The sequence below is a fragment of the Streptomyces sp. A18 genome (assembly GCF_059026065.1).
In genome coordinates, this window is the sequence record NZ_JBWLKL010000007.1 from 200021 (window position 1) to 226943 (window position 26923).

General features: G+C 69.2%; 19 protein-coding genes. 12 read left to right on the forward strand and 7 right to left on the reverse strand.

Going from position 1 to position 26923, the window contains the following annotated elements:
- Window positions 1-70: 70 nt before the first annotated feature.
- The 7 genes from AC5P1C_RS14680 to AC5P1C_RS14710 all read left to right on the forward strand — a co-directional run bounded on the left by AC5P1C_RS14680 (window position 71) and on the right by AC5P1C_RS14710 (window position 8431).
- Entirely contained in the window at window positions 71-1231 is a 1161-nt protein-coding gene (locus AC5P1C_RS14680; RefSeq protein WP_493866233.1) for a mandelate racemase/muconate lactonizing enzyme family protein, read from the forward strand.
- The gene (locus tag AC5P1C_RS14685) at window positions 1228-2253 is read left to right on the forward strand and encodes a zinc-dependent alcohol dehydrogenase (RefSeq protein WP_493866234.1); all 1026 of its coding nucleotides are present in this window, start codon (window positions 1228-1230) and stop codon (window positions 2251-2253) included. The genes AC5P1C_RS14680 and AC5P1C_RS14685 overlap by 4 nt, the downstream gene beginning before the upstream one ends.
- Before the next feature lie 107 nt (window positions 2254-2360).
- The gene (locus AC5P1C_RS14690) at window positions 2361-3329 is read left to right on the forward strand and encodes a hypothetical protein (protein ID WP_493866235.1); all 969 of its coding nucleotides are present in this window, start codon (window positions 2361-2363) and stop codon (window positions 3327-3329) included.
- 3 nt (window positions 3330-3332) lie between these two features.
- A complete protein-coding gene (chvE, locus tag AC5P1C_RS14695; RefSeq protein WP_493866236.1) occupies window positions 3333-4454 on the forward strand; it encodes a multiple monosaccharide ABC transporter substrate-binding protein in 1122 nt (373 codons plus the stop codon).
- Window positions 4455-4471: 17 nt separating this feature from the next.
- Complete coding sequence (mmsA, locus tag AC5P1C_RS14700; protein WP_493866346.1) at window positions 4472-6010, forward strand: multiple monosaccharide ABC transporter ATP-binding protein; 1539 nt, start codon at window positions 4472-4474, stop codon at window positions 6008-6010.
- Window positions 6011-6020: 10 nt separating this feature from the next.
- Window positions 6021-7250, forward strand: coding sequence for a multiple monosaccharide ABC transporter permease (mmsB, locus tag AC5P1C_RS14705; RefSeq protein WP_493866237.1), 1230 nt, complete (start codon window positions 6021-6023; stop codon window positions 7248-7250).
- Between the two features lie 32 nt (window positions 7251-7282).
- Window positions 7283-8431 (forward strand): aldose epimerase family protein, encoded by a 1149-nt coding sequence (locus AC5P1C_RS14710; protein ID WP_493866238.1) that lies wholly within the window; start codon window positions 7283-7285, stop codon window positions 8429-8431.
- A gap of 18 nt (window positions 8432-8449) precedes the next feature.
- Here the strand turns inward: AC5P1C_RS14710 and yicI are convergent, their stop codons facing one another.
- Both yicI and AC5P1C_RS14720 read right to left on the reverse strand, forming a co-directional pair.
- Window positions 8450-10690 (reverse strand): alpha-xylosidase, encoded by a 2241-nt coding sequence (gene yicI / locus AC5P1C_RS14715; protein WP_493866239.1) that lies wholly within the window; start codon window positions 10688-10690, stop codon window positions 8450-8452.
- Entirely contained in the window at window positions 10687-13539 is a 2853-nt protein-coding gene (locus tag AC5P1C_RS14720) for a glycoside hydrolase family 3 C-terminal domain-containing protein (RefSeq protein ID WP_493866240.1), read from the reverse strand. The genes yicI and AC5P1C_RS14720 overlap by 4 nt, the downstream gene beginning before the upstream one ends.
- Window positions 13540-13780: 241 nt before the next feature.
- Between AC5P1C_RS14720 and AC5P1C_RS14725 the strand changes: the two genes are divergently transcribed.
- From AC5P1C_RS14725 to AC5P1C_RS14745, 5 genes are read left to right on the forward strand one after another with little or no spacing between them, the layout of a single operon-like run.
- On the forward strand, window positions 13781-15466 hold the full coding sequence (locus AC5P1C_RS14725; RefSeq protein WP_493866241.1) for an extracellular solute-binding protein: 1686 nt from the start codon (window positions 13781-13783) through the stop codon (window positions 15464-15466).
- 1 nt (window position 15467) lies between these two features.
- On the forward strand, window positions 15468-16490 hold the full coding sequence (locus AC5P1C_RS14730; protein WP_493866242.1) for an ABC transporter permease: 1023 nt from the start codon (window positions 15468-15470) through the stop codon (window positions 16488-16490).
- Window positions 16487-17413, forward strand: a complete 927-nt coding sequence (locus tag AC5P1C_RS14735; RefSeq protein ID WP_493866243.1) for a carbohydrate ABC transporter permease — start codon at window positions 16487-16489, stop codon at window positions 17411-17413. The genes AC5P1C_RS14730 and AC5P1C_RS14735 overlap by 4 nt, the downstream gene beginning before the upstream one ends.
- An 8-nt stretch (window positions 17414-17421) precedes the next feature.
- The gene (locus AC5P1C_RS14740; RefSeq protein ID WP_493866244.1) at window positions 17422-19461 is read left to right on the forward strand and encodes a beta-galactosidase; all 2040 of its coding nucleotides are present in this window, start codon (window positions 17422-17424) and stop codon (window positions 19459-19461) included.
- A complete protein-coding gene (locus AC5P1C_RS14745; protein ID WP_493866245.1) occupies window positions 19458-20171 on the forward strand; it encodes a glycoside hydrolase family 12 protein in 714 nt (237 codons plus the stop codon). Before AC5P1C_RS14740 ends, AC5P1C_RS14745 begins: the two co-directional genes overlap by 4 nt.
- On the opposite strand, the gene AC5P1C_RS14750 is transcribed toward AC5P1C_RS14745, so the two are convergent.
- The 5 genes from AC5P1C_RS14750 to AC5P1C_RS14770 all read right to left on the reverse strand — a co-directional run bounded on the left by AC5P1C_RS14750 (window position 20168) and on the right by AC5P1C_RS14770 (window position 26737).
- Entirely contained in the window at window positions 20168-22894 is a 2727-nt protein-coding gene (locus AC5P1C_RS14750) for an exo-rhamnogalacturonan lyase family protein (protein ID WP_493866246.1), read from the reverse strand. The two genes, AC5P1C_RS14745 and AC5P1C_RS14750, sit on opposite strands and share 4 nt — an antisense overlap.
- Before the next feature lie 89 nt (window positions 22895-22983).
- Window positions 22984-23532 (reverse strand): hypothetical protein, encoded by a 549-nt coding sequence (locus AC5P1C_RS14755; protein ID WP_493866347.1) that lies wholly within the window; start codon window positions 23530-23532, stop codon window positions 22984-22986.
- Window positions 23533-23571: 39 nt separating this feature from the next.
- Window positions 23572-24438: a carbohydrate ABC transporter permease gene (locus AC5P1C_RS14760; protein WP_493866247.1), complete on the reverse strand. Its 867-nt coding sequence runs from the start codon at window positions 24436-24438 to the stop codon at window positions 23572-23574.
- Window positions 24435-25436 carry a carbohydrate ABC transporter permease gene (locus AC5P1C_RS14765; protein WP_493866348.1) on the reverse strand — a complete coding sequence of 334 codons (1002 nt, stop codon included), beginning with the start codon at window positions 25434-25436 and terminating at the stop codon, window positions 24435-24437. The genes AC5P1C_RS14760 and AC5P1C_RS14765 overlap by 4 nt, the downstream gene beginning before the upstream one ends.
- Complete coding sequence (locus AC5P1C_RS14770; protein ID WP_493866248.1) at window positions 25436-26737, reverse strand: ABC transporter substrate-binding protein; 1302 nt, start codon at window positions 26735-26737, stop codon at window positions 25436-25438. The genes AC5P1C_RS14765 and AC5P1C_RS14770 overlap by 1 nt, the downstream gene beginning before the upstream one ends.
- Between the last annotated feature and the right edge of the window lie 186 nt (window positions 26738-26923).

The window sequence follows — 26923 nt, forward strand, 5'->3', positions numbered from 1 at the left end:
CTGCGTGAATACGGTCACGCCAACATTTCGAACGTGTGACGAAATACCGAACAACCAAGGGGCAACTGCCTTGCGTATTACGGGAATCAGCACGCACGTGGTGGGGACGCCGTGGCGCAATCTCACCTACGTCCAGGTCCACACCGACGAAGGTCTCACCGGCGTCGGCGAGACCCGCATGCTCGGCCGCACCGACGCGCTGCTCGGCTACCTCCAGGAGGCGGCGGCCAACCACATCGTGGGGTCCGACCCGTTCGCGGTCGAGGACCTCGTGCGGAGGATGAAGTACGGCGACTACGGCCGGGCCGGCGAGATCGTCATGTCGGGCATCGCCTGCGTGGAGATGGCCTGCTGGGACATCAAGGGCAAGGCCCTCGGGGTGCCCGTCTGGCAGCTGCTCGGCGGGAAGGTGACCGACAAGGTCAAGGCGTACGCGAACGGCTGGTACACCACCGAGCGCACTCCGGAGGCGTACCACAAGGCCGCTCTGGCCGTGGTCGAGCGCGGCTACCGCGCCCTGAAGATCGACCCGTTCGGGACCGGGCACTTCGAGCTCGACCAGGCGGGCACGTCCTACGCGGTCTCGCTGATCGAGGCGGTACGGGACGCGATCGGTCCGGACGCCGAGCTGATGCTGGAGATGCACGGGCGGTTCAGCCCGTCCACGGCGGTGCGTCTCGCGAAGGACATGGCGCGGTTCAGGCCCGCTTGGCTGGAGGAGCCGGTGCCGCCGGAGAACCTCAAGGCCCTGGAGAAGGTCGCCGCCAAGGTGGACATGCCGATCGCCACCGGTGAGCGCATCCACGACCGGATCGAGTTCCGCGAGCTGTTCGAGTCCCAGGCCGCCGACATCATCCAGCCGGACCTCGGCCACATCGGCGGCATCCTGGAGACCCGCAAGCTGGCCGCGACCGCGGAGACGCACTACACCCTGATCGCCCCGCACAACGTCGGCGGCTCGGTGCTCACGGCGGCCTCGCTGCAACTCGCCGCCTGCACGCCCAACTTCAAGATCCTGGAGCACTTCAACGACTTCGCGGACGCGGAGATCAAGAAGGTGGTCAAGGGCGCGCCCCAGGTGGTCGACGGCTACTTCGAGGTGTCGCACGAGCCGGGCCTCGGCGTCGAGCTCGACACGGACGCGGCGGCCGAGTTCCCGCAGCAGCAGGCGCGGTTCGACCTGTGGGCCGAGGGCTGGGAGAAGCGCGCCCCCAAGGCGGCCGGGAAGTGAGCAGCGGCCCGTCGTCGCGCGCGATCGTAGTCGACCGTCCCGGCTCGCACCGGCTCACGGCCGGCCCGCGGCCCGAGCCAGGCCCGGGTGAGGTCCTGGTCCGGGTGGCCGCCGCCGGGATCTGCATGAGCGACCGCGAGGTGTACGACGGTCACCGGGATCCCGCCTACGTGCGCTATCCCGTGACCCCCGGGCACGAGTGGTCGGGCACCGTCGAGGCGGTCGGCGAGGGCGTCGACCCCGCGCTGATCGGGCAGAAGACGGTCGCCGAGGGGTTCCGAGCCTGCGGCACCTGTGAGCGGTGCCGCTGCGGGGAGACGAGCCTGTGCGGCGGCGGGTACGCGGAGACCGGATTCACCGAGCCCGGCGCCTTCGCCGACCACGTGGCCGTACCCGCGCGCCTGCTGCACCTCCTCCCCCCGGACGCGGACCTGGCCGCAGCCGCTCTCCTCGAACCCGCCGCCGTGATCGCCGGCGCGGTACGGACGGGACGGCCGCGGCCCGGCGAGCGGATCGCGGTGGTCGGCGCGGGCACCCTCGGGATGCTCGCGGTACAGCTGCTCGCCGCGTCGTCGCCCGGCGAGCTCGCCGTGATCGACCCGCGGGCCGAACGCGGTCGGCAGGCCCTTGACTTCGGGGCGAGCGAGAGTCTGACGCCCGCCGAATCGGAGGCGTACCGCGGCCGTTTCGACCTGATCGTGGAGACCGCGGGCGCGCACGGCACGGCCGCCTCGTCCTGCCTGCTCGCGCGCAGGGGCGGCCGGGTGGTGCTGACCGGCATGTTCACTCCGGGTGCCGTCGGCATCGATCCGGTGCATCTCTCGCTGAGCCAGCTGGAGGTGCGCAGCGTCTTCGGCGCGCCGTCATCGGCGTGGACGGACGCGGTCCGGGCGTTCGGGCTCGGTCTGCTCCAACCGGCGCCGCTCATCTCGCACGAGTTCCCGCTGGAGCGCTTCGCCGAGGCCGTCGCGCTGGTCGGCGGCGGCGACCCGAAGACCGGGAAGGTGCTCTTGCGCCCCTGAGAGACCCAAAGCGCCCGAGGCACCTCAGGCGCCGTAAGACGTACTCCTTGAACCGACCAACGTACGAAATACCGAACACAGCGTCATTCACAGCGTATGGGAGTCCCGTGACCAGCCCGTCAGCACCCCGCCGCCCCGGCGTCGACGCCCTTGCCCGCATCGGGCACCCCGTGCCCGCCATCGACCCGGCCGACGCGTCCGCGTACGCGTTCCCCGACGGCGGCACCTGGCGCACCGAGATCCCCTCCGTGGAGGGGCCCGAAGCGCTCGCCGTCGTGCTCAAGGAGAGCTCACGGCTCGACGTGCCGATCCACCGGATCAGTCAGGGCAGCGGGATCTGGATGCTCTCCGACGACGAGATCACCGAGATGGTCGAGGCCTGCGCCGAACGGGACATCGAGCTCTGCCTGTTCACCGGGCCGCGCGGCACCTGGGACATCGGCGCCGCGACCCGCACCGACTCCGGCGGCGGCGGGCTGCGCTCGCGCGGCCATGAAGCGCTCGCCGGATGCGTCGAAGACGCCGTCCGCGCAACGGAGTTGGGGGCGCGCTGCCTGCTCGTCGCCGACGAGGGCGTGCTGTGGACGCTGCACCGGCTGCGGGTCGCGGGGGTGCTGCCCGCCGACACCACGTTCAAGGTGTCGGCCCTGATCGGCCCGGTCAACCCGGCCTCGTACGCGGTCTACGAGCGGCTCGGCGCCGACTCCCTCAACATCCCCTCCGACCTCACCCTGGACCACATCACGGAGATCCGCCGGGCGAGCCGCGCCCCGATGGACCTGTACGTCGAGGCACCCGACGACCTGGGCGGCTACGTCCGGATGTACGAGGCGGCCGAGCTGATCCGGCGCGGCGCCCCGCTCTACCTCAAGTTCGGCCTGAGCAAGTCACCCGGCATCTATCCCTACGGTGCCCACCTGCGCGACCACACCCTGGCCACCGCTCGCGAGCGGGTCCGCCGCGGACGTCTCGCACTCGACCTGCTCGCACGGCACGGCGCGGACGGCGGAATGTCGCCGCTCGGCTCCCGCCTGCCCGGCGAGCTCCAGCGCTTCCCCGTCCCGGAAGGGGACTGACCCATGAGCACCCGCATATCCAGAAAAGCGCGTCTCACCGCAGCCGTGGCCACCGCCGTGCTCCTCGGCTCGCTGACCGCCTGCGGTCAGGAGGCCATCGGCGGCAGCCGCTACAAGCCGGACGAGGGCAGAGGCAGCACCATCGGCCTCGCGATGCCCACGAAGTCCTCCGAGCGGTGGATAGCCGACGGCAACAACATGGCGAAGCAGTTCCAGAAGGCCGGGTACAAGACCGATCTGCAGTACGGCGACGACAAGGTCGAGAACCAGATCGCCCAGCTGGAGAACATGATCACCAAGGGGCGCAGCCTCCTGGTGGTCGCCGCCATCGACGGATCCGCGCTCTCCGAGGTCCTGCAGCGCGCGGCCGACGCGGGCATCCCCGTGATCTCGTACGACCGCCTCATCCTCGGCACGGAGAACGTCGACTACTACGCGTCGTTCGACAACGAGCGCGTCGGCCGCCTGGAAGCCCAGTACATCGTCGACAAACTGAAGCTGGGCAAGCCGGAGAAGGGCGGCGACGCGAAGAACATCGAGCTCTTCGCGGGCTCGCCCGACGACAACAACACCAAGTACTTCTGGAACGGCGCCATGAAGGTGCTCCAGCCGTACTTCGAGAGCGGCCAGCTCGTCGTCCGCAGCAAGCAGACGAAGATGAACCAGGCCACCACGCTGCGCTGGGACGGCGGCACCGCGCAGAAGCGCATGGACGATCTGATCAGCAAGAACTACGGCTCGGCGAAGGTCGACGCGGTCCTCTCGCCGTACGACGGGATCTCGATCGGCATCATCTCCGCGCTGAAGAGCGCGGGGTACGGCTCCAAGAGCCAGCCGCTGCCGGTGATCACCGGGCAGGACGCGGAGCTCGCTTCGGTGAAGTCCATCATCCGCGGCGAGCAGACGCAGACGGTGTTCAAGGACACCCGCAAGCTGGCCGCGCAGACGGTGTCCATGGGCGACGCGGTCCTGAACGACAAGAAGCCGAAGGTCAACAACACGAAGGACTACAACAACGGCAAGAAGACCGTTCCGTCCTTCCTCCTCGACCCGGTCAGCATCGACAAATCCAACACCCAACTCCTGGTGGACGAGGGCTACTTCAAGGCTGGGCAGCTCAAGTGAGCGCGCCCGTACTGGAGATGCGCGGGATCACCAAGACGTTCCCCGGCGTCAAAGCGCTCTCCAACGTGAACCTGACCGTGGGCGCCGGGGAGATCCACGCGATCTGCGGCGAGAACGGCGCGGGCAAGTCGACGCTGATGAAGGTCCTCAGCGGCGTCCACGAGCACGGCAGCTACGACGGCGAGATCCACTTCGAGGGCGAGCGGATGGCCTTCAAGGACATCCGCGCCAGCGAGAAGCGCGGCATCGTCATCATCCATCAGGAGCTGGCGCTCGTCCCGTATCTGTCCATCGCCGAGAACATCTTCCTCGGCAACGAACAGAGCACCCGGGGCTTCATCGACTGGAACGACACGCTGCGCAGGGCGAGCGCGCTGCTCAAGCGGGTCGGCCTGAGCGAGAAGCCGCAGACTCCGGTGGCCGACATCGGCGTGGGCAAGCAGCAGCTCGTGGAGATCGCCAAGGCCCTGTCGAAGGAGGTGAAGCTGCTCATCCTGGACGAGCCGACGGCCGCGCTCAACGACGGGGACAGCGCCAAGCTGCTCGACCTCATCCTGGAGCTGCGCGCCCAGGGCATCGCCTGCATCATCATCTCGCACAAGCTGAACGAGATCCGGGCCATCACCGACTCGGTGACGATCCTGCGCGACGGGCAGACCATCGAGACCCTGACGGTCCGTGAGAACCCGGAGTCCGACCCACAGTTGTCGGAGGACCGCATCATCCGCGGCATGGTCGGCCGCGACCTCGACAACCGCTTCCCCGACCGCACGCCCTACGAAGGCGATGACGCGGGATCTCTCGCCCTGTCCGTGCGGGGCTGGACGGTGCGGCATCCGGTCGATCACCAGCGCAAGGTCGTCGACGACGTGTCGCTGACCGTGCGGCGCGGCGAGATCGTCGGCATCGCGGGCCTGATGGGCGCGGGCCGCACGGAGCTCGCGATGTCCGTCTTCGGGCGCTCCTACGGTCAGTACGTCGCCGGCACGGTGGCCGTCAACGGGCGCGAGGTCGTGACGAAGACCGTGCCCGCGGCGGTCGACGCGGGGATCGCGTACGTCACCGAGGACCGCAAGCAGTACGGCCTGAACCTCATCGACAACATCAACCGCAACATCTCCCTGGCCTCGCTGCCGGGCATGCGGCGAGGGGGCGGCTTTGTCGACGAGCACCACGAACGCTCCGTCGCCGAGCGGTACCGCAAGTCGATGAACATCAAGGCCCCCACCGTCTTCGAGCAGGTGGGGCGGCTCTCCGGCGGCAATCAGCAGAAGGTCGTCCTGAGCAAGTGGATCCATGCCGACCCCGAGGTCCTGATCCTCGACGAGCCGACGCGCGGCATCGACGTCGGCGCCAAGTACGAGATCTACACCGTCATCGACAAGCTGGCGGCCTCGGGCAAGGCGGTGCTGTTCATCTCCTCCGAACTGCCCGAACTGCTCGGGATGTGCGACCGGATCTACACGATGGCCGAGGGCAGGCTGACCGGTGAGGTCGACCGCGCGGACGCCACGCAGGAACTCCTGATGCGCCACATGACCAAGAACAGAAGCTGAGGCATCCGCGATGACCACCACGACCACGCCACCACGTGACACCTCGTCCACACCGTCCGCCAAGGAGTCCGCCCGCGATCTGCTGCTGCAGAGCGTGCGCTCGAACATGCGCCAGTACGGCATGCTCGTCGCCCTGGCCTTCATCGTCATCCTGTTCCAGATCTGGACCGACGGCACGCTGCTCCTGCCGAACAACGTCTCGAACCTGATCCAGCAGAACGGCTACATCCTCATCCTGGCCATCGGCATGATGATCGTCATCATCGCCGGCCACATCGACCTGTCCGTCGGCTCACTTGTCGCCTTCGTCGGCGCCATGTCGGCGGTGATGATGGTCAAGCACGACATGCCCTGGGTGCTCGCGCTCGTCCTGTCGCTCCTGATCGGCGCGGTCGCGGGCGCGTGGCAGGGCTTCTTCATCGCGTACGTCGGGATCCCGTCGTTCATCGTGACCCTTGCCGGCATGCTGCTCTTCCGCGGTCTCACCCAGATCGTCCTGGAGGGCCAGTCGCTCTCGCCGTTCCCCGAGGGCTTCCAGAACATAGCCAAGGGGTTCATCCCCGAGATGGGCCCGTACACGCAGTACCACAACCCGACGCTGGTGCTCGGTCTCGTGACGGTGGCGTTCCTGCTCTTCCGCGAATGGCGCAGCCGCAAGCAGCAGTTGGCCTATGACCTCGATGTGATGCCGACGGGCCTGTGGGCGGCCAAGCTGGTCGCGATCACCGCGGCCGTCGTCGCCTTCACGCTGACCCTCGCGAGCTTCCACGGCGTGCCCGTCGTCCTGCTCATCATGTGCGGCCTGCTCATCGCTCTCGGCTACGTGATGCGCAACGCCGTGGTCGGACGCCACGTGTACGCGCTGGGCGGCAACAAGGCGGCGGCGAAGCTGTCCGGCGTCAAGGACAAGCGCGTCACCTTCTTGATCTTCGTGAACATGGGTGTGCTCGCCGCGCTCGCGGGCTGTGTGTACGCGGCGCGCCTGAACGCGGGCACTCCGCAGGCGGGCCTGAACTTCGAACTCGAGGCGATCGCGGCCTCGTTCATCGGCGGCGCGTCGATGAGCGGCGGCGTCGGCACGGTGATGGGCGCCGTGATCGGCGGCCTGGTGCTCGGCGTCCTGAACAACGGCATGTCCCTGGTCAACATCGGCACCGACTACCAGCAGGTCATCAAGGGCCTGGTGCTGCTGGCCGCCGTCGGCTTCGACGTCTGGAACAAGCGGAAGGTCGGTCGTTAGTCCCGCCTCAACTCCCCTGATTGGACCCGCACATGGAAACGAGCAGACGCACCGTCCTCGCCTCGGCTGCCGCCGTCGGCCTTACCGCCGCCGTCGCCGGTACCTCGTACGCCGCGGAAGGCAAGAAGCCCGTGAAGGAACTCTTCGGCAAGCTGGCCGACGGCACGAGGGTGTACCGATGGTCGCTGGAGAACGGCGGCACCCGTATGAAGGTGCTGTCCTACGGCGGCATCGTGCAGTCCCTCGAACTCCCGGACCGTCACGGCCGCTACACCAACGTGTCCCTCGGCTACGACACCATCGAGGCGTACACGGCCGGGACGACATTCTTCGGCGCGCTCATCGGCCGCTACGGCAACCGCATCGCCAAGGGCCGCTTCACCCTGGACGGCAAGACCCACCAGCTGTCCGTGAACGACGGCGAGAACAGCCTGCACGGCGGGGCCAAGGGCTTCGACACGCGGGTGTGGGACGTCGAGCCGTTCAAGGACTCCTCCGGCGTCGGCCTGCGACTGCACTACACGAGCGTCGACGGCGAGATGGGCTACCCCGGAACACTGCGGGTGACCGTGACGTACACGCTCACCGCGCGCGGCGACTGGCGCATCGACTACGCGGCGGCCACGGACAAGGCCACCGTGGTGAACCTGACGAACCACACGTACTACAACCTCGCGGGCGAGGGCAGCGGAGACATCCTGGACCATGAACTGGCCCTGACCGCCTCTCGGTTCACGCCCACCGACGCCGGTCTCATCCCCACGGGCGAGCTGGCGAAGGTGGCGGGCACGCCCTTCGACTTCCGGCACGCGAAGACGGTCGGCCGAGACATCCGTGTCTCGCACGAGCAGCTGGTGACCGCCAAGGGCTTCGATCACAACTGGGTCCTGGACAAGGGCATCACGCGGCGCCCCGAACACTTCGCGACGCTGCGGGACCCGGAGTCGGGGCGCACCCTGAAGGTCGCCACGACCGAGCCGGGGGTGCAGTTCTACTCCGGGAACTTCCTGGACGGTACCCTCACCGGACCTTCGGGACGCACCTACCGGCAGGGCGACGGTCTGTGCCTGGAGACCCAGCACTTCCCGGACTCCCCGAACCAGCCGACGTTCCCCTCGACGGTGCTGCGGCCCGGCGAGACCTACCGGTCGAGCACGGTGCACAGCTTCTCGGCGCGTTGAGCCGCAGCAGCGTATCGGTCACTCGAAGCCGAGGTCCGCGGCCGTGAACTCCGTGCGCACCGTGAAGGCATGTTCCGTCCCCTCGCCGGTGACCCGGACCTCGGCGCCGTCCCGGGCCGCGCGGAAGACGGCCGCGGGCCGGCCCTCCAGGTCGGGGACGGTGATCTCCGTGCCGTCCCGCGTGTCCGGGGTGACCAGGAGGGTGAGGTCCTGGAGCCAGTCGCCGTCGGGCCGCCGGTCGTCGGCGCCCAGGGGGAGCAGCGCGCCGGGGCGGACGTAGAGGGGGAGGCTGTCGAAGCCGTGGGTCTCACGGCGGAACGCGGGGCCCTCGACGGTCTCGCCGGTCAGGAGGTGGGTCCAGGTGCCTTCGGGTACGTAGAACTCGACGTCTCCCTCGGCGGTGAAGACCGGGGCGACCAGGAGGTCGGGGCCGAGCATGTACTGGCGGTCCAGGGTGCGGCAGGCGGGGTCGTCCGGGAACTCCAGGACCATGGGGCGCATGACGGGGACGCCCGTGCGGTGGGCCTCGACGGCGGATCCGTACAGGTAGGGCATCAGGCGGTGTTTGAGGCGCGTGAACTTCCGTGCCACGGCTACCGCTTCGTCGCCGAACGCCCACGGCACCCGGTAGGAGACGTTGCCGTGCAGGCGGCTGTGTGAGGAGAGCAGGCCGAAGGCGAGCCAGCGCTTGAAGACCGCGGGGTCAGGGGTGCCCTCGAAGCCGCCGATGTCGTGGCTCCAGAAGCCGAAGCCGGAGAGCGAGAGGGACAGGCCGCCGCGCAGCGACTCGGCCATGGCGCCCAGCGAGGCGAAGCAGTCGCCGCCCCAGTGCACCGGGAACTGCTGGCCGCCCACCGTGGCCGAGCGGGCGAAGAGGACCGCGTCCCCCGGGCCGCGTTCCTTCTCCAGGAGTTCGAAGACCGTGCTGTTGTAGAGCTGCGCGTAGTAGTTGTGCATGCGCTCGGGGTTCGAGCCGTCGTGCCAGACGACGTCGGTGGGGACGCGTTCGCCGAAGTCGGCCTTGAAGCTGTCGATGCCCTGGTCGAGCAGGGTACGCAGCTGGTCGGCGTACCACTCGCGTGCCGCCGGGTTCGTGAAGTCCACGAGAGCCATGCCGGGCTGCCAGAGGTCCCACTGCCAGATGTCGCCGTTCGGGCGTCGGACGAGGTAGCCGGCGGCGGCCGCCTCGGCGAAGAGTCCGGACTTCTGCGCGATGTACGGGTTGATCCACACGCTTACCTTCAGGCCGCGCTCGCGGAGCCTGCGCAGCATGCCCTCCGGGTCGGGGAAGACCTCCGGGTCCCAGCGGAAGTCGGACCACTGGTACTCGCGCATCCAGAAGCAGTCGAAGTGGAAGACGCTGAGCGGGAGGTCGCGCTCGGCCATGCCGTCGACGAAGGAGGTGACGGTCTCCTCGTCGTAGGGCGTGCAGAACGACGTCGTCAGCCACAGGCCGAACGACCAGGCGGGCGGAAGGGCGGGGCGGCCGGTCAGCGCGGTGTAGCGACGCAGGACTTCCTTGGGCGTGGGGCCCGCGACGACGTAGTACTCGATCGACTGGTCCTCGACGCTGAACTGGACCTGGCCGACGGACTCGGAGCCGATCTCGTAGGAGACCTTGCCGGGGTGGTTGACGAAGACGCCGTAGCCGCGCGAGGAGAGGTGGAAGGGGATGTTCTTGTAGGCCTGCTCGCTGCTGGTGCCGCCGTCGGCCTGCCAGATGTCGACGTTCTGGCCGTTCTTGACGTAAGGGGTGAAGCGTTCACCGAGCCCGTAGATGTACTCCCCCACGCCCAGGGCGAGTTGGCCGATCATGTGGTGGCTTCCGTCGGGCGCGGTGGCGAAGCCGGTTCCTCTGCGCTCGACGGCCGTCAGCCGCCGCCCGTCGGCGCCGAGGAATTCCAGGCCCCAGGGCTTGTCGGTGTCCAGGCGCACGGTGAGGGGGCCGCTGGTGAGTTCGGTGACGGCGCCTTCGCGCTTGACGCGCCCCGCGCCGTCTGTGCCGCTCAGGCCGAACTCCGGTCCATGCACGGCCTTTCCCGCGTGGTGGGTGGCCCGGACCCCGATGACGCCCTCGGCGGGCGAGAAGCATTCGACGGTGATGAGCGGTGTGTTGAGGGTGTCGCCGCGCTCGCGGACCCGGTGGACGGCAGCGTACGCCGTGAAGCGCCCCTCGCCTTCCCGTACGTCGCGCACGTCGGTCGCGTACGAGGCGCACACCCCGTCGCGCATCAGCCAGAAGCCGTCGGTGAACTTCATGCGGTCTCCCTCTGCTGCTGCGCGGTGGCGGTGAAGGCGATCCGTGCCAGCCGCAGCGGCCCGCGCAGCCGCACCCGCAGGTCACGCACTCCGCAGACGGTGAAGCCGGAGGTGCGCGCGGCGTAGTCGTACACGCCGCCCGTCGCCGGGACGGTGACGGTGGTAGCGGTGCTGCCCGAGATGAGGTCGATGGCTCCCCCGCCCGCCACCTCGACCGAGACACCGGTGACCCCGGCCCCGAAGTCACAGGCGCGGAACAGCAGTTCACCGGGCCCGTCGTCCACCGCCCGTACGGCGTCGCCGGTCGTCCTGGAGCGGTCCACGATCTCCGTGCCGTCCTGTTCGTCGTAGCAGGTCGCCGCGAGGCCGGCCTCCCGCACCGGCCTCGCGGCGATCGGCGCACCCTCGATGTCGAGGGTCGCCGAGATTCGGATGTCGCCGCTGGAGGCTCCGGCGAGCATCTCGTACGTTCCCGGCGCCACGGCCCAGCGGTCGTGCCGTACGTCCCAGAACGCCAGCTCCGACAGGGGCAGTTGGAACTCAAGGCGCTGCGCCGCCCCGGCCGCGAGATGGATGCGGCGGTGCGCGGCGAGCTGCCGGTGCGGCAGGGCGAGGGCCGTGGCGGGATCCCTGGGTGCCCGGGTGTAGAGCTGGGCCACCTCGTCGGCGGCGACGGGACCGGTGTTGGTGACGGTGAACGCGACGCGGAGCAGCTCTCCTGCGCGCGCGGCCACCAAGTCCTCGTACGCGAAGGAGGAGTAGCTCAGCCCGTGCCCGAACGGGTAGAGCGGTGTGCCGTCGAAGTACAGGTAGGTCTGCCGGGAGCCGATGACGTCGTAGTCGAGCAGGTCCGGAAGGTCGGCTTCTGCGGCGTACCAGGTCTGCGGGAGGCGACCGGCCGGGGAGACGTCGCCCGCCAGGACCCGGGCGAGCGCGGTACCCGCGGCCTGTCCGCCGTGGGCGCTCCAGAGCAGCGCGGGCAGTTGGGCATGGGCATCGGCGACCGCGTAGGGATAGGCGGAGACCAGGGCGAGCGCGGTGCGCGGGTTGGCGGCACGGGCCGCGCGCCACAGCCGCTCCTGGTGGGGCGGCAGGGCGAGGGTCGTGCGGTCCTCGGTCTCGCGGCCGTTGATGTGGGGGTCGTTCCCGGCGACGACGAGCACGGCGTCCGCGTCGGCGGCGGCACGGGCCACGGCGTCCTCGCCGCGCTCGATGAACTCGACGGTGAAGACCTCCCGCTCCTCGGCAACCTTCACGCCCTCGGCGGCGACAGAGACGTACCCACCCGTCCCTGTGTGCTCGATGAGGTGCCCGTCCCCGTGACCGACCAGCGCGAACGTCTCCTGTACGACCCAGCCGCCGGGCTGGTCGGCGGACGCGCGCACGAAGCCGTCGTCGGCGACCGAGAGATAGCGGCCGTCGGGGGCGCGCAACGTCCATGCGCCGCCTCCCCAGTCGACGAGGGCGAACTCGGTCGGCTCGGGCCCACAGGTCAGGGGCGGCAGATCGGTGCGGCCGGTGAGCAGCGCGGGGTCCAAGGCAACCTCGGCGGCGCGATCGCTCCTCTCGGTGTCCGGCACCCGGAGCCAGCCCGCCGCGCACTTCAGGCGAACTCGGTCCGCGCCTTCGGCGAAGGTGACGCGGTCGGTCCCGAACCGCTGGCGCAGTCCGTCGAGTGGCGTGCTGCGGTGGATGAGGGTGCCGCTGTACCAGTCGGTCTTGCACTCGTCGGCGAGATGTCCGACGACCGCGATCCGGGTGCCTTCGGGCAGCGGGAGCAGGCCGTCGTTCTTGAGCAGGACGACGGCCTGCTCAGCGGCTTCCTGGGCGAGCGCCCGGTGTTCGGGGGTGTCGAAGGCGTGCGATGCCGGGTTCGCGTACGGCCCCTGGTCGGGGTCGAACTCGCCGAGCCGGAAGCGGACGGACAGGTGACGGCGTGCCGCCGTGTCGATGTCGACCCTGGTCAACAGGCCCTGTTGAAGGGCCCGTTGGACGCGGCCGATGATGACCGACGCGTCCGTACCGTGGTCCGTGAAGCTGTCCACGCCCGCGACGAGGGCGGCCGCGGCGGCCTCCTCGTGGGTGTCGAAGTACTTCTCGGACTCGACGAGGTTGCTGGGCGCTCCCGCGTCGGAGCAGACCAGCAGCTCCTGGTCGGTCCAGGTGCGCAAGTGCTCGCGCAGGTGCGGCGAGACGTGGTTCGGACGGCCGTTGACCAGGCTGTACGCGGGCATCACCCCGGCCACGGCACCCGCCTCGACGGCGGCGCGGAAGGCCCGGAGGTCGTACTCGTGCAGGACGCGCGGGCGCACGGAGGCGGACGAGGTGTCCCTGCCGGTCTCGTTGTTGTGGGCAAGCCAGTGCTTGAGCACGGGGGCGGTGCGCCAGTGGCGCGGGTGGTCGCCGCGCAGACCACGCGTGTAGGCGACGGCGATGGCGGAGGTGAGCCGGGGGTCCTCCGAGTAGCCCTCCTCGTTCCTGCCCCACAGCGGGTGGCGGAGCAGGTTCACTGTCGGCGCCCAGAGGTTGAGGCCGACGCGGTCGTCCCGCGCCCGCATGGTGCGCGCCTCGGTGGCGACGGCCTCGCCGATGCGGCGGACGAGGTCGTCGTTCCAGGTGGCGCCGAGGCCGACCGCCTGCGGGAAGACGGTGGCGGGGCCCATCCAGGCGACGCCGTGCAGGGCTTCTTGTCCGGTGCGGAACGGGGCGATGCCGAGCCGTTCGACCGCGGGCGTGAACTGGTGCAGGAGCGCGATGCGTTCGTCGGTGGTCAGCCGGGACAGCAGGTCGTCCACGCGCTGATCCAGGGGCAGTTCGGGGTCACGGAATGGCGGTGGGCTTGCTGTCACGTACGGATCCCGTCGGCGAGCGGTGGGCACGGTGGAAGTGGCTCAGGGCCATGCTTCTTGTCGTTCTTCGAAGCGCTTCGATGCTCTGTGCAGCTCATGCCGATGTCAAGACGGCAGTCGTGCAACACCTCTTGTTACGGCCCAGGCCTTCACTTAACCTCGCAGCAACATCGAAGCGCTTCGAAAGCCGACCGGCGGTGACCGCCGTGTGTCAGGGCACGCGCCACGAAGGGTTGACGCAATGACGCCGAACTCCCTCTCCACCAGCCCCCGTTCGACCCGGAGAACCTTCCTCGCCAACTCCGGGATCGCCGCTCTCGTCGTGGCCGGCGGGGCCCCACTGCTCACGGCCTGCGGAGGCGGCGGGTCGAAGAACGAGGGCGCCACGACGGGGAAGAAGCTCAAGGACCTGCTCCCCGCGTACTCCGCGTCGGACCTCGCCGCCCCGGACATCCCCGCCAGGAACGGATCAGCGGCGGGCTTCACCAAGGCCCTGCCCGCGGACCGTCTCAAGGTGTCGGTGCCTCAGAAGTTGGGCAGGGGCGGTGAGTTCACCGTCATGGCGCCGATCTGGGGGAACGTACCCAAGGAGGGGAACCCCTACTGGACGGCGATGGACGAGGCGGCCGGTGTCCGCGTCAAGTGGCGGAACCAGCAGGGCGACACGTACGGCCAGAAGCTGGGTGCGGTCCTCGCCTCCAGCGGCGTCCCGGACGCCGTCGTCGTGCCCGGCTGGGAGCTGACCGGCAAGATACCGAGCGCCATCGCCAACAAGTTCGCCGACCTCGGCCCCTACCTGAGCGGCGACAAGGTCAAGGAGTATCCGAACCTCGCCGCGATCCCCACCGGCGCCTGGCAGCGCTCCATCTTCGGCGGGAAGCTGCGCGGCCTGCCGATGCCCTCCGCCACCACGCCGAACATCGCGCCGTTCTACCGCACCGACCTCTTCGCGAAGGAAGGGCTCGAAGCACCCACCAGCGCCCAGGAGTTCTACGACCTGTGCAAGCAGCTCAATGCCCCCAAGAGCAAGGTGTGGGCGTGCGGCGACATGAGCTGGGCGGCCTGGAGCATCTTCGGCGTGCTGCCGGAGAAGCCGTACTACTGGAGGCTCGTCGGCGGCAAGCTGGTCAACCGCTACGAGACCGATGAGTATCTGGAAGCCCTGGAGTGGTCGCGCAAGCTCTACTCGGCGGGATTCGTCCACCCCGACGCGAAGGCCGAGACCGGCAGCATCGGCGACCTGTGCGCGGCGGGCAAGGTCTGGATGTACTGCCAGGACCTCTCCGACTGGTACGGCAAGGCGGCCGTGCAGCGCGTGGACGACAAGAAGTTCCGCATGGAGGCGTTCGACTACTTCGCCCCCGACGGCGGCGCACCCACCCTCTACGCACGCCCGCCCGCCGACATCTGGACGTTCATCAGCGAGAAGGCCGACGAGAAGACCGTCCGCGACATCCTCGCCCTCGCCAACTACACGGCCGCTCCCTACGGTTCGAAGGAGCAGCGCCTGCGCATGTACGGCGTCGAAGGCGTCCACCACACGTTCAAGGACGGCGTCCTCACCAAGAACGGCAAGGGCAACAACGAGGTCTTCTCGACGTACGAGTACCTGGCGTCGCCCGCGCCCTTCGTGGCCTACCCCGATCTGCCGGACGTCACCGAGGGCATGGTCGGGTGGCAGCAGCGCCAGGGAGCGCACACGAACAAGCCGCTCTTCCACGGCATGATGATCATCGAGCCGACCCGGTACACCGAACTGAACGCCGAGTTCGAGGACTTGGAGAAGGACATCGTGCGGGGCCGCAAGAAGGTCTCCGACATGCAGCAGGCGGCTTCGGACTGGAAGTCGGGCGGCGGCGACAAGCTGCGCGACTGGTACAAGAAGCTGCTCGACGAGACCGGGGCGACCGGCGACTCGGCGTCCTGACATGGCCCAGAGCACGGCTCACGCGCGCGACAACACCCAGCCGGCGGTGTCGCAGACACCGGCCGAAGCCGCGCCCCCCGCGAAGAAGGCAGCCGCCCGCGTCCCGCTGCGGCACCGCCTGCGCCGCGATCGCGTACTGCTCCTGATGGTGCTGCCCGCGCTGCTGATCCTTCTGGTCTTCAACTACGTGCCGCTGATCGGCAATGTCGTCGCCTTCCAGGACTACGACCCCTACATCGCCGACAACGCGTTCCAGGCGATGGCGCAGAGCCCCTGGATCGGCATCGAGCACTTCCGGCACATGGTGGAGGACCGGCTGTTCTGGCAGGCGGTCAGGAACACCCTGGCGATCTTCGCGATCCAGTTGACGCTGTTCTTCCCGCTGCCGATCGCGCTCGCGCTGTTCATCAACAGCTTCGTGCGGCCCCGGGTGCGGGCGGTCGCCCAGGCGATCCTGTACCTGCCGCACTTCTTCTCCTGGGTGCTGGTCATCACCGTCTTCCAGCAGATGTTCGGTGGTGCGGGCCTTGTCGCGCAGGTCCTGCGGGACCACGGGCACGAGGGCTTCGACCTGATGACCGATCCGGGCCTGTTCAAGTTCCTCGTCACCTTCGAGATGGTCTGGAAGGACGCGGGCTGGGGCGTCATCGTCTTCCTCGCCGCGCTCGCCGCCGTCAGCCCCGACCTGTACGAGGCATCGGCGATGGACGGCGCGAATCGCTGGCGGCGCATGTGGCACATCCAACTGCCCGCACTGCGCCCGGTGGTGGCTCTGCTCCTCGTGCTCCAGGTCGGCAACGCGCTCACGGTCGGCTTCGAGCAGATCCTGCTCCAGCGCACCGCCGTGGGCCCCACGGCCTCGGAGGTCCTCGACACCTATGTGTGGAACACCGGCCTGGACAACGGCAACTTCGGCTACGGCGCCGCCATCGGCATCGTCAAGGGCGTCTTCGGCCTCCTGATGGTGCTCGGCGCCAACAAGGCCGCCCACCTCATGGGCGAGCAGGGGGTGTACAAGCGATGAGCGTGCTCAACTTCGGCATCAAGCCCGGCAGCAGGTCCGGTCTGCGACCGGTGTGGGAGGAGCCCCCGACGAGGGCCGGCCTCGCCACCAAGGGCGTGACGCTGACCCTGGTCTGCCTGGCGGTCCTCTTCCCGGTGTGGGTGGTGGTCGTCACCAGCCTCTCCTCGGTCAGGACCATCACCGAGACCGGCGGCCTGGTGGTGATCCCCCGGGGCATCACCTTCGTCCACTACCAGGAGCTGCTCGGCGGCGGCCAGGTGTCGCGGGCCACGCTGGTCAGTGTGGGCGTCACGGTCGTCGGCACGCTGTTCAGCATGGTGGTGTCCGTCCTGTGCGCGTACGGTCTCTCGCGTCCGGGGTCGGTCCTGCACCGCCCGATCCTGCTCGTGATCGTCGCGACGATGTTCTTCGGCGCCGGGCTCATCCCCACCTACTTGGTGGTGCAGGGCCTCGGCCTCACGGACACCTATCTGTCGCTGATCCTGCCGAGCGCCCTGAACGTCTTCAACATCCTCGTCCTGCGGGCGTTCTTCATGGGGACGGCGCAGGAGCTGATCGAGAGCGCGCGCATCGACGGGGCCGGGGACCTGCGCATCCTGTGGCGGATCGTCATGCCGCTGTCCCGCGCGGTGATCGCGGTCATCACCCTCTTCTACGCGGTGGGCTACTGGAGCGCGTGGTTCAACGCGTCGATCTACCTCAGCGATCCGGACATGATGCCGCTGCAGAACGTCATGCAGCAGCTGGTGATCAAACAGCAGAGGCCGACGGGCCTGTCCCAGGCGATCAACACGGGGCACCTGTCACCGCTCGCCATCCAGATGGCCGTGATGGTCCTGGCGCTCCTGCCGGTCGCCGTCCTCTCGCCGTTCGTGCAGCGGCACTTCAAGCAGGGCATGCTCACCGGCGCAGTGAAGGGCTGACCCCACCGATGCCTTCCCTCGACGACACCACCCGCGGCCGGATCCTGTTCGGCGGCGACTACAACCCCGAGCAGTGGCCCGAGGAGGTCTGGCCCGACGACGTACGCCTGATGCGAGAGGCCTCGGTCAACTCCGTCACGCTCGGCGTGTTCTCCTGGGCGAAGCTCGAACCTCGGCCGGGAGAACGGGAGTTCGGCTGGCTCGACCGGCTCATGGACCTGCTGCACGAGCATGGCATCGGCGTGGTCCTCGCGACACCGACGTCCGCTCCCCCGCCATGGCTCGGCCGCCTGCACCCCGAGACGCTGCCCCGGGACGAGAACGGACAGGTGGAATGGTGGGGCTCGCGCCAGCACTTCGCGCACTCCAGTGCCGACTACCGCAGGTACGCCGCCGCCATCACCGAGGACCTGGCGGCGCGGTACGCGCACCACCCCGCGCTCACGATGTGGCACATCAACAACGAGTACTGCACCTACGACTGGGGCGACGAGGCGGCGGGCGCCTTCCGCCGCTGGCTCCGGGCGAAGTACACCACGCTGGACACACTCAACTCGGCCTGGGGAAGCGCCTTCTGGGGGCAGAGCTACGACACCTGGGCGGAGATCCTGCCGCCCCGCCGCGCCCACTACCTGAAGAACCCCACCCAGGTCCTGGACTTCAGGCGCTTCACGTCCGACTCCCTCCTCGAGTGCTTCCTCGCGGAGCGGGACATCGTCACCGCGCACACCCCGCACCTGCCGGTGACCACCAATTTCATGCCGCTGTGGGCGGGGCAGGACGCGTGGGAGTGGGCCGCGCACGAGGACGTCGTCTCCGTCGACCTCTACCCCGACCCCAGGGACCCGCTCGGCGCTCAACAGGGCGCCCTGATCCAGGACATGACGCGCTCCCAGGCGCGCGGCGGGCCGTGGATGCTGATGGAGCAGGCGGCGGGGCCGGTCAACTGGCGCGGCGTGAACCACCCCAAGCCGCGCGGCCTGAACCGCCTCTGGTCCTGGCAGGCGGTGGCGCGCGGCGCGGACGCCGTCTGCTACTTCCAGTGGCGCCAGTCCCGGCAGGGCGCGGAGAAGTTCCACTCCGGGATGCTCAGCCACGCGGGCGAGCACGGCCGCACCTTCCAGGAGGTCAAGGAGCTCGGCGCCGAACTCGCCGCGGTCGGCCCCGAGGTGGCGGGCACGCGCGTCACGGCCGAGGTGGCCGTCCTGCACGCCTGGGACTCCTGGTGGGCCAGTGGACAAGATGGCCGCCCCTCCGCCCTGGTCGACCACGCGGAGGTGCTCGGCGCCTGGCACCGCGCCCTGTGGGAGGCGAGCACGCCCGTCGACTTCGCCCACCCCGAGCACGACCTGACCCCCTACCGCCTGGTCGTCGTCCCGCACCTCTATCTCCTCACCGACGCCGCGATCGACAACCTGCTGGCGTACGTGCGCGAGGGGGGCACCCTCGTCTGCGGATTCCTCACCGGAGTCGCCGACGCGGACGACCGGGTGCGGCCCGGCGGAATGGACGCCCGCCTTCGCGCGCTGTTCGGGATCCGCACCGTGCACGAGTGGTGGCCGCTGGAGACCGAACAGCGCCTGGACTGCGGTCAGTTCACCGGGACGCTCTGGTCGGAGGAGCTACAGGCCGACGACAGCGCGACGACGGTCGCCGTCTACCGGGGCGGCGAGCTGGACGGCCTTCCGGCGGTGCTGCGCCGCGACCGCGCCTGGTACCTGTCCACGCTGCCCGAGCCCGAGGCCCTACGCGATCTGCTCGCGCGTGTGGCCGCCGAAGCAGGCGTACGGCCTCTGCTCGCAGGCCTCCCCCGCGCGGTGGAGGCCGTACGCCGCGGCGAGCTCCTGTTCCTCCTGCACCACGGCCGCGGCGAGGTGACCGTGCCCGTGCCGGGCAGGCACCTCGATCTGCTGACCGGCAAGACGGCCGAGGACTCGATCAACCTCGGCCGGTACGGCGTGGCCGTCCTGCGCCACGCCCCCGACGACGACCGCGGGTCCGCCCCGGACCCGGGGCACCCCTCCCCCCACCCTGGAGACCCCACATGACACAACGCCCCCGCCGCACCCTCACCCATCTGCTGCTCGCCCCCACCCTCGCGGCGGGCGCGGTGCTCGGGCTCGCCTCCGCCCCCGCCCAGGCCGCCATCTGGAACTCCTGCGACCAGTGGGGCAACACCACCCTGGACGGCTACACCCTCTACAACAACATCTGGGGCTCGGGCGCGGGCAGCCAGTGCATATCGGCGGACTCCGGCACCAAGTGGAGCGTCCACGCCGACCACCCCAACACCAGCGGCATCAAGTCCTACCCCAACTCCAAGAAGGTCATCGGCAAGCCCGTCGACTCACTGTCCTCGCTGAAGAGCTCGTACGACGTCAAGGTCCCGTCGGCCGGCGACTACAACTCCTCGTACGACATCTGGGACACCGACTACGACTACGAGATCATGCTCTGGGTCAACTACCACGGGAACGTCGGCCCCCTCGGCACCGCCCAGGGCAGCGTCAGTCTCGGCGGCCACACCTGGGCGGTCTACAAGGGCACCAACGGCGCCAACGAGGTCTTCTCCTTCCTGCGCACCTCCGACTCCTCGTCCGGGTCCGTCGACATCCTCCCGATCCTGAAGTGGATCAAGGACACCAAGGGCTGGATGGGCAACGAGACCATCGGTGACGTGCAGTTCGGCTACGAGATCAGTGGCTCGGCCGGAGGGCTCGACTTCACGACCAATTCCCTGACCGTGAGCGGCGGTTAGCCGGGGAGCGCATCACCGGCCAGGGCCAGGTTCTGGATCGCGGCGAGCCCGAAGAGCGCGGTCTCGTTGGTGTTGATCCGCAGATTCTCGTAGCCGGGCTCCAGGACCGCAGGGCCCTCCAGGTCGGTCTTCGCCCAGCTCATGTCCTTCGTGTAGCCGTCGCTGTCGTGGAACTTCCGCCAGGCGCGCGCCGCCAGCTTCTCGTCCTTCGACAGGGCGGCGGCGTACGCGTCCTGGCGGGAGTGCCCCTGGAAGAGCAGCAGGCTGCCGAAGTCCTTGCCGTAGCGCTCCTTCTGCTCGGCCTTGGTGGCGTTGAAGTAGCGGCAGTAGTCCAGCCACGCCTCCTTGAACTTCGGCTGGTCCACGAGGTCGATCAGCTCGGCGCACATCTCGACCAGGCCGAACATCGCGGAGAGGTGGGAGACGTCGACGGCGGGCTCCGCGGCAACCGCGAACTTCCCGGTGTCGAGGTCGTAGAGTCCGCTGCCCTGGACGAAGCCGTTGGGCTGGGCCGCGATGGTCTCCATGGTGGAGCGCAGGCGGGCCTCGGCCTTGGCCGCCTTGGGGCCGCCGCGCTCCCACTCGGTGAGCCAGGCCGCGGCGAGGCCGCTCCAGTCGGTGCCGAAGCCGATGGACAGGGCGTTGCGGTCGGGTTCGTACGGCTCGGTGCGAATCTTGCGCAGCGGGTCGAGGACGAGGAACGTCTCGTCGGAGTCGACCAGGGCGTGCATCAGGTCGCCGACCCGCTCGTCGGCGGTGAGGAAGTAGTAGGGGCGACGGTAGACGGCCGTGGAGATCCGCTGCTGCTTTGCACTGTCCGCGAAGTGCTGGACGCCGTGCCGGGTGCCGAGACCCGCCCACTCGCCGAGGTGGTAGGAGTCGACCTCGCCGGTGTGGCGGGTCATGGCCTCGGCGAAACGGAAGATGTCGGCGCGGCCCGAGCGCAGGTAGGCGTACCAGAGCCACAGGTCGGGCGAGAGCTCCGAGTTGTCCCAGGCGTAGCCGCCGACGTCGTACCGCCACTGGTGCCGGTCCTCGTCGTAGGTGTGCATGATGTCGCCGTAGTCCCAGAAGCCGTACCAGCGGCGCTGTTCGGCCTGGTCCTTGTAGTACGTGAAGAGGAAGTCGAGGTGGTCCTCGATCGTCGCCTTCGCGGGCGTGGAGCGGTCGACGGGTGAGAAGAGGCCGCCGAAGACGCCCGTCCTGGTCACGTGCTCGGGGGGCGCCGCCAGTTGAGGCGGGGTGCGTACGGCGGCTGCCTGGTCGACGAGGGTGGCCGCGGAGGGGGTCGCGGCGTTCGCCCAGAACATCAGCTCGCTGGTGCGCGCGATGCCGTACGGGGTGCCGAAGCCCGGTTCGTAGTCCTCGTAGGTGATGTTGAGGCCCTCGATCTGCTCGGGGTAGGTGTCCTGCCCCATGCCGTCGTGGTACGTGCGCAGGTCCATCGGCTGCGCCTCCGGTGACCAGAGCCAGAGCGTGACCTCGGCCGTGTCTCCGGCGGCGCCCCGGATGTCCAGCTGGGCGGGGTGTTTCTCCCAGAAGTCCCGCAGGCCGAAGGAGAACCCGCCGCCGACCCCGCCGACGTACCCGAACCCGGTCGCACGGCCGCCGCCTCCTGCCGTGATCCAGCTGTGCCCCGGCTCGGTGCGCTTGCGCAGGGTGAAGCCGTCGGCGGAGAGCTGGGCGAGGGTGTAGTCGCCCCAGGTGGGGACGTACTGGAGGCGGGTGGTGACCCGCTGGTCCCAGGTCGCGGGGTCCGGCAGCTTCTCGCCCTTGACCTGGGCGGTGCGGATCGCGGCGCCCGGGTCGCGGCGCAGGCCTGTGATGCCCTTGACCGCTTCGGTCAGGAATCCCTTGCCCTCGCCCGCGATGCGGATGTGCCGGTCGTACGCGACGTCGCGCATCGGCACGCTGAAGCGCACCCCCAGGCCGCGGATGAAGTCCTTCTCCGCGTCGCCGTCGTACGTGATGGTGTGCACCATACGGAAGGATTCGGCGCCCGCGTAGAAGTAGAGGCGCACGCTGAAGGGCAGCCAACTGCGCCTGCCCTTGCGGTGTTTGCCATCGATGCGGACCACGGCGCGTACCGGGCCGTCCTGCTCGGCCTTCGCGCCGCTGATCTCGCCGTCGAACCTCTCCCACTCGGCGTTGCCGTGGTCGCCGTCGTCGAGGTCGCCCTGGCGGAGCAGCACGAGCCGGCCGTCGGTGGCGATCTTCACGCCGTCGCGGGTGATGGACTCTACGAGCCGCTCGCCGTCCTTGGCGATGACAGCCTTGAAGACGCCGGTGTCCACGGTGATCGCCTTGCGGGTCTCGGTGACGCGGACCGTCTTGCCCTGGGCTGGTGTGCCCGGTCCGAGGCGGAACTTCTCGGCGCCCGTGGCCGCTTCCGGACCGACCGCGTGCGCCGTCCACTTCACCGAGCCGTCGGGCCAGTGGGCCGTGGTCCAGGTCTGTACGGGGACGTCCTTGCCGTCGGCGGTGGCGAGGGCGAACCGCTGCCCGGCGGGGTGGGCGCCCTTGGGCCACGGGACACCGAAGGTGGAGCCTGGCGCGGCACCGAGCCCGCCCTTCTCCAGCCAGCCGATGGTGACGGGGCCGTCGTCCGCCGCCGCGCGGGGAGCGGCTTCGGCGTCGCCACGACCGAGCGCCCAGCTGAACTGCGCGGCGGCACCGGCCACGGCGGCGGCCTTGAGCAGGGACCTGCGGGGGATCGGAGACATGGTGATCCTCTCTCTTTGCGTGGGCATGACAGATACGTGCACGACAGATACAGATGTCCGGGCGAGTCCGGCCCGGGTGGGAGGGGGCGTCAGCCCGCCGTGCCGCGCCGCTCGACCGCAAGCGCCGCCGCCGCGACCATCCCCAGCGCGGGAGCCGCCAGCGGCAGCGCGAACCAGGCGGACGCCGCGACCACGGCGAACCCGCAGACGATCACCAGCGAACCGGCGGGATCGCGCAGCGTGCGGCGTACCGCCCCGGTCAGGAGCGCGCGCCACGACGCGTCGGGGCGCCAGCTCGCGGCGGCCCGCAGTCCGGCGACGACCAGGACGAACAGGGCGAGGACCCCGACCGCGCCGACGAACGCGCCCCCGGGAAGCCCCGCCCGTACGAAGGCGATGTCGGCGAGGAGCAGCGCGAGCGCCGCCCAGCCGGCCAGGCCCACCAGCCAGCCGCGCCGCACCGCCGCGCGCAGGTCGGCGGTGAACTCCCGCCAGCCGGATGCCTCATGGGCCAGATGCCGGTCGAGGTGACGGGCGCCCGCAGCGAAAGCGGCGGGCAGGGTGACCAGGGGCAGGGCGGCCAGGCCGATCCACACTCCGGTCAGCAGACACTCGGCGAAGGCGCCGAAGCCGTCCATGAAGCGTGACTTCCCGCGCACGCGGCCACTCACCACGCCTCAGCCCTTCAGACCCGACGTGGCCATACCGTCGATCAGGTACCGCTGGAAGGCCAGGAAGAACGCGAGGACGGGCAGCAGCGCGACGAGGGACATGGCGATCATGCCGCCGTAGTTGGCCAGGCCCTCCTGGTCGACGAACATCTTCAGGCCCAGCGAGACGGTGTACTTGGAGGGGTCGTTGAGATAGATCAGCGGCCCCATGAAATCGTTCCAGGAGTTGATGAAGGTGAAGATCGCGCTGGTGATCAGGGCGGGCCTGCACAGCGGCAGGACGATCGACCAGTAGATGCGCGGATGCCCGCAGCCGTCGAGCCGCGCCGCCTCGTCCAGTTCCTTGGGCAGGTTCCGCATGAACTGCACCATCAGGAAGACGAAGAAGGCGTCCACCGCCAGGTACTTGCCGAGCAGCAACGGCGTATAGGTGTTGATCAGGCCCATCTTCTGGAACAGCACGTACTGCGGGATCAGGAGCACGTGATACGGCAGCAGCAGGGTGCCGATCATCAGCGCGAAGAGCACGCCTCGACCGACGAACCTGATCCGCGCGAAGGCGTAGCCCGCGAGGGAGCAGGAGATGAGTACGCCCACCACCGAACCGAGTGCCAGGAAGAGGGAGTTGGAGAAGAAGGTGGCGATGGAGATGTCGGCGATGCCGTCGGCGAGACCGGAGTAGTTCGCGACGATGGGGTCGGTCGGGAACAGGTCGAGGCTTCCGACGATCTCGTCGTTCGGCTTGAACGAGCCGCCGATCGCCCAGATCACGGGGTAGAGAACCACGGCGAGGACCACCAGGGACCCCGCGTGCCAGGCCAGCGAACCGGCGCCACGACGGCGGCGGGCGGGCAGTGCGCTCGGTGCGGTCATCGGGAGCCCTCCTCGTAGTGCACCCAGCGCTTCTGCGACCAGAACAGGACGGCCGTCACCAGCGCCACCGCGAGCAGCAGCATCCAGGCCATGGCGGAGGCGAGACCCATCCGGCTGTTCTCGAAGCCCTGGACGTAGAGATAACAGGTGTAGACGAGCGAACCGTCCGCAGGGCCGCAGGCGTTGCCGCCCGCGCCACCGCCGACGATGTACGCCGACGCGAAGATCTGGAAGGAGTGGATGGTCTCCAGAAGGACGTTGAAGAAGAGGACCGGGGAGATCATCGGCAGCGTGATGTTCCAGAACCGCCGCCAGGTGCCCGCGCCGTCCACCTCCGCTGCCTCGTACAGCTCACGCGGCACCTGTTTGAGGCCGGCCAGGAAGATGACCATCGGGGCGCCGAACTGCCAGACGGTGAGGGCGATCAGGCTGTAGATGATCCACTGCGGGTCGCCGGTCCAGCCGCCCACGTCCATGCCGAAGACGGCACGCTGCGTTCGGTCGACGATGGCGTCGTCCGAGAAGATCGCCTTCCAGACGACGGCGATCGAGACGCTGGCGCCGATCAGGGACGGCGCGTAGAACGCCGCCCGGTAGAAGGCCTGTCCGCGCCGCTTCTGGTTGAGCAGCAGCGCCACACCGAGGGCCGCGGCCAGCTTGAGCGGGGTGCCGACGATCACGTACCAGAGCGTCACCTCCACCGACTTGCGCCAGCGCGGGTCACCGAACATCTCGGTGAAGTTGTCCAGGCCGATCCACTTCGGGGCGTCGAACAGGTTGTAGTCGGTGAACGCGAAGTAGAGCGAGGCGACCATGGGCCCGGCGGTCAGGACCAGGAAGCCCGCGATCCAGGGCGACATGAAGAGGAGCCCGGCGATGTTCTCGCCCCGCCGTCGCCGCCGCGCGGCCTCGGGGAGGCGGGTGCCACGCGGCGGCGACGGCTTCTGGGTGGCGGGGGGAGCGGCGGCTGTCTGCGGCGAGGTCATCGTGCCGCCCATCAGGAACCGAGCGCGGTCTTGCACTCGGTGAAGAACTGCTCCACCGCCTCGTCCACCGACCGCTCCCCCAGGGCCAGTTCCTCGGCGATGCGCAGAAAGGCCGCCTCGCACACGTCGGCGCCCGCCGGGTGCGGCGTGATGGTCTCCAGGACACCGGCGTCGACCAGCTGCTCTTCGTACGCGGCGATCTCCTTGTTGACCGCGGCGATGACCTTGTCCTTCTCCTCGGCCGGTTTGTACGCCTCGTACTGCGCGGTCGTGGTGGGCACGCCGCGGTCGTAGCCCATGATCTTGGCGACCTCGGGGTCGTGCACCATGAAGTCGATGAACTGCGCGACTTCCTTGGGGTGTTGGGTGCGCTTGGAGCCGCTGAGCATCAGCGAGCCGAGGTACTGGCCCGTCTTCTTGCCGTCGGTGGTCGGGAGCGGCGCGAGGCCGTACTTGCTCTTGCCCTCGGCTGTGTAGCGGACCGTGAAGTTGTCCCAGGTGAACTCGGATGCGGCGATCTCGGCGGCGACGGCCGACTTGGGCTTGATCTGGGCGACCTTCTTCGGGTCGGCGTAGATCCCCGACTTCACCCCGGCGTACCCCTTGGTCCACCACTCCTTGAGGTCGGCCTCGTCGAAGCCGAGGCCGCCCTCGGTGAAGAAGGCCTTGCCCTGCTGGCGCAGGTAGGGGTCATAGAGGTACATGACGCCGTAGAGGCCGCTGTCGCCCGATCGGCCCTGCTCGTGGATCTTCTCCATCGCGGAGTGGTAGTCGTCCCAGGTCCAGCCCATCTTGGGGGTGACACCGGCCTTCTCGAAGACCGGCTTGTCGATCACCAGGGCCATCGAGTTGCTGCCGACCGGGACGCCGAGCAGTTTCCCGTCGACCTCGCCGAACTTCTCCAGGCCCGCGCGGAATCCGTCCAGGCGGAGGTTGCCCGCCTTGGCCTGCGCGTTCAGGTCGAGCAGCACGTTGCGCTGGTCGTACTTGCGCAGGAAGCCGATCGCGTTCTGGAAGACGTCGGGCGGATTGCCGCCGGACGCCTGCGTGTTGAACTTCTTCCAGAAGTCGAGGTAGGGCTGGAAGTCCGTCTTCACCTTGATCTTCGGGTGCTTCTTCTCGAAGAGCTCGATGGTCCGGTTGATCCGCTGGGCGCGGTCGTCGGAGCCCCACCACGCGTACCGGATCGTGACGGTCCCGTTCCCCGACCCGCTTCCGCCGCCGCAGCCCGCCGCGGTCAGCCCGAGGGCCGCCAACGAGCCGCCGGCCAGTCTCAACAGGCCGCGCCTGTCAACTTCCCCATGCGTCGGCACAGTTCGTCCTCCGTCGGTGCGTCAGTACCCGATTGAATCGTTTTAGGAAAGCGCTTGCCGGGACAAGGTAGGGAGCCGGGATGCGTACGTCAACGGTTCGGGCAGGAACGGTCGAAGCGCTTCGAGCCCGCGCACTCCAACCCGGCCACACCAGAAGGGTTTTCCTGCGCGAAACATTGACGCGGG

Excerpts from the sequence above, each read along its gene's own strand:
- AC5P1C_RS14755 (WP_493866347.1), bottom strand. The coding sequence starts at position 23,532 with ATGGACGGCTTCGGCGCCTTCGCCGAGTGTCTGCTGACCGGAGTGTGG.
- AC5P1C_RS14760 (WP_493866247.1), bottom strand. The coding sequence starts at position 24,438 with ATGACCGCACCGAGCGCACTGCCCGCCCGCCGCCGTCGTGGCGCCGGT.
- AC5P1C_RS14745 (WP_493866245.1), top strand. The coding sequence starts at position 19,458 with ATGACACAACGCCCCCGCCGCACCCTCACCCATCTGCTGCTCGCCCCC.
- AC5P1C_RS14725 (WP_493866241.1), top strand. The coding sequence starts at position 13,781 with ATGACGCCGAACTCCCTCTCCACCAGCCCCCGTTCGACCCGGAGAACC.
- chvE (WP_493866236.1), top strand. The coding sequence starts at position 3,333 with ATGAGCACCCGCATATCCAGAAAAGCGCGTCTCACCGCAGCCGTGGCC.
- yicI (WP_493866239.1), bottom strand. The coding sequence starts at position 10,690 with ATGAAGTTCACCGACGGCTTCTGGCTGATGCGCGACGGGGTGTGCGCC.
- AC5P1C_RS14765 (WP_493866348.1), bottom strand. The coding sequence starts at position 25,436 with ATGGGCGGCACGATGACCTCGCCGCAGACAGCCGCCGCTCCCCCCGCC.
- AC5P1C_RS14730 (WP_493866242.1), top strand. The coding sequence starts at position 15,468 with ATGGCCCAGAGCACGGCTCACGCGCGCGACAACACCCAGCCGGCGGTG.
- AC5P1C_RS14735 (WP_493866243.1), top strand. The coding sequence starts at position 16,487 with ATGAGCGTGCTCAACTTCGGCATCAAGCCCGGCAGCAGGTCCGGTCTG.
- AC5P1C_RS14740 (WP_493866244.1), top strand. The coding sequence starts at position 17,422 with ATGCCTTCCCTCGACGACACCACCCGCGGCCGGATCCTGTTCGGCGGC.
- AC5P1C_RS14710 (WP_493866238.1), top strand. The coding sequence starts at position 7,283 with ATGGAAACGAGCAGACGCACCGTCCTCGCCTCGGCTGCCGCCGTCGGC.
- mmsB (WP_493866237.1), top strand. The coding sequence starts at position 6,021 with ATGACCACCACGACCACGCCACCACGTGACACCTCGTCCACACCGTCC.
- mmsA (WP_493866346.1), top strand. The coding sequence starts at position 4,472 with ATGCGCGGGATCACCAAGACGTTCCCCGGCGTCAAAGCGCTCTCCAAC.
- AC5P1C_RS14750 (WP_493866246.1), bottom strand. The coding sequence starts at position 22,894 with ATGTCTCCGATCCCCCGCAGGTCCCTGCTCAAGGCCGCCGCCGTGGCC.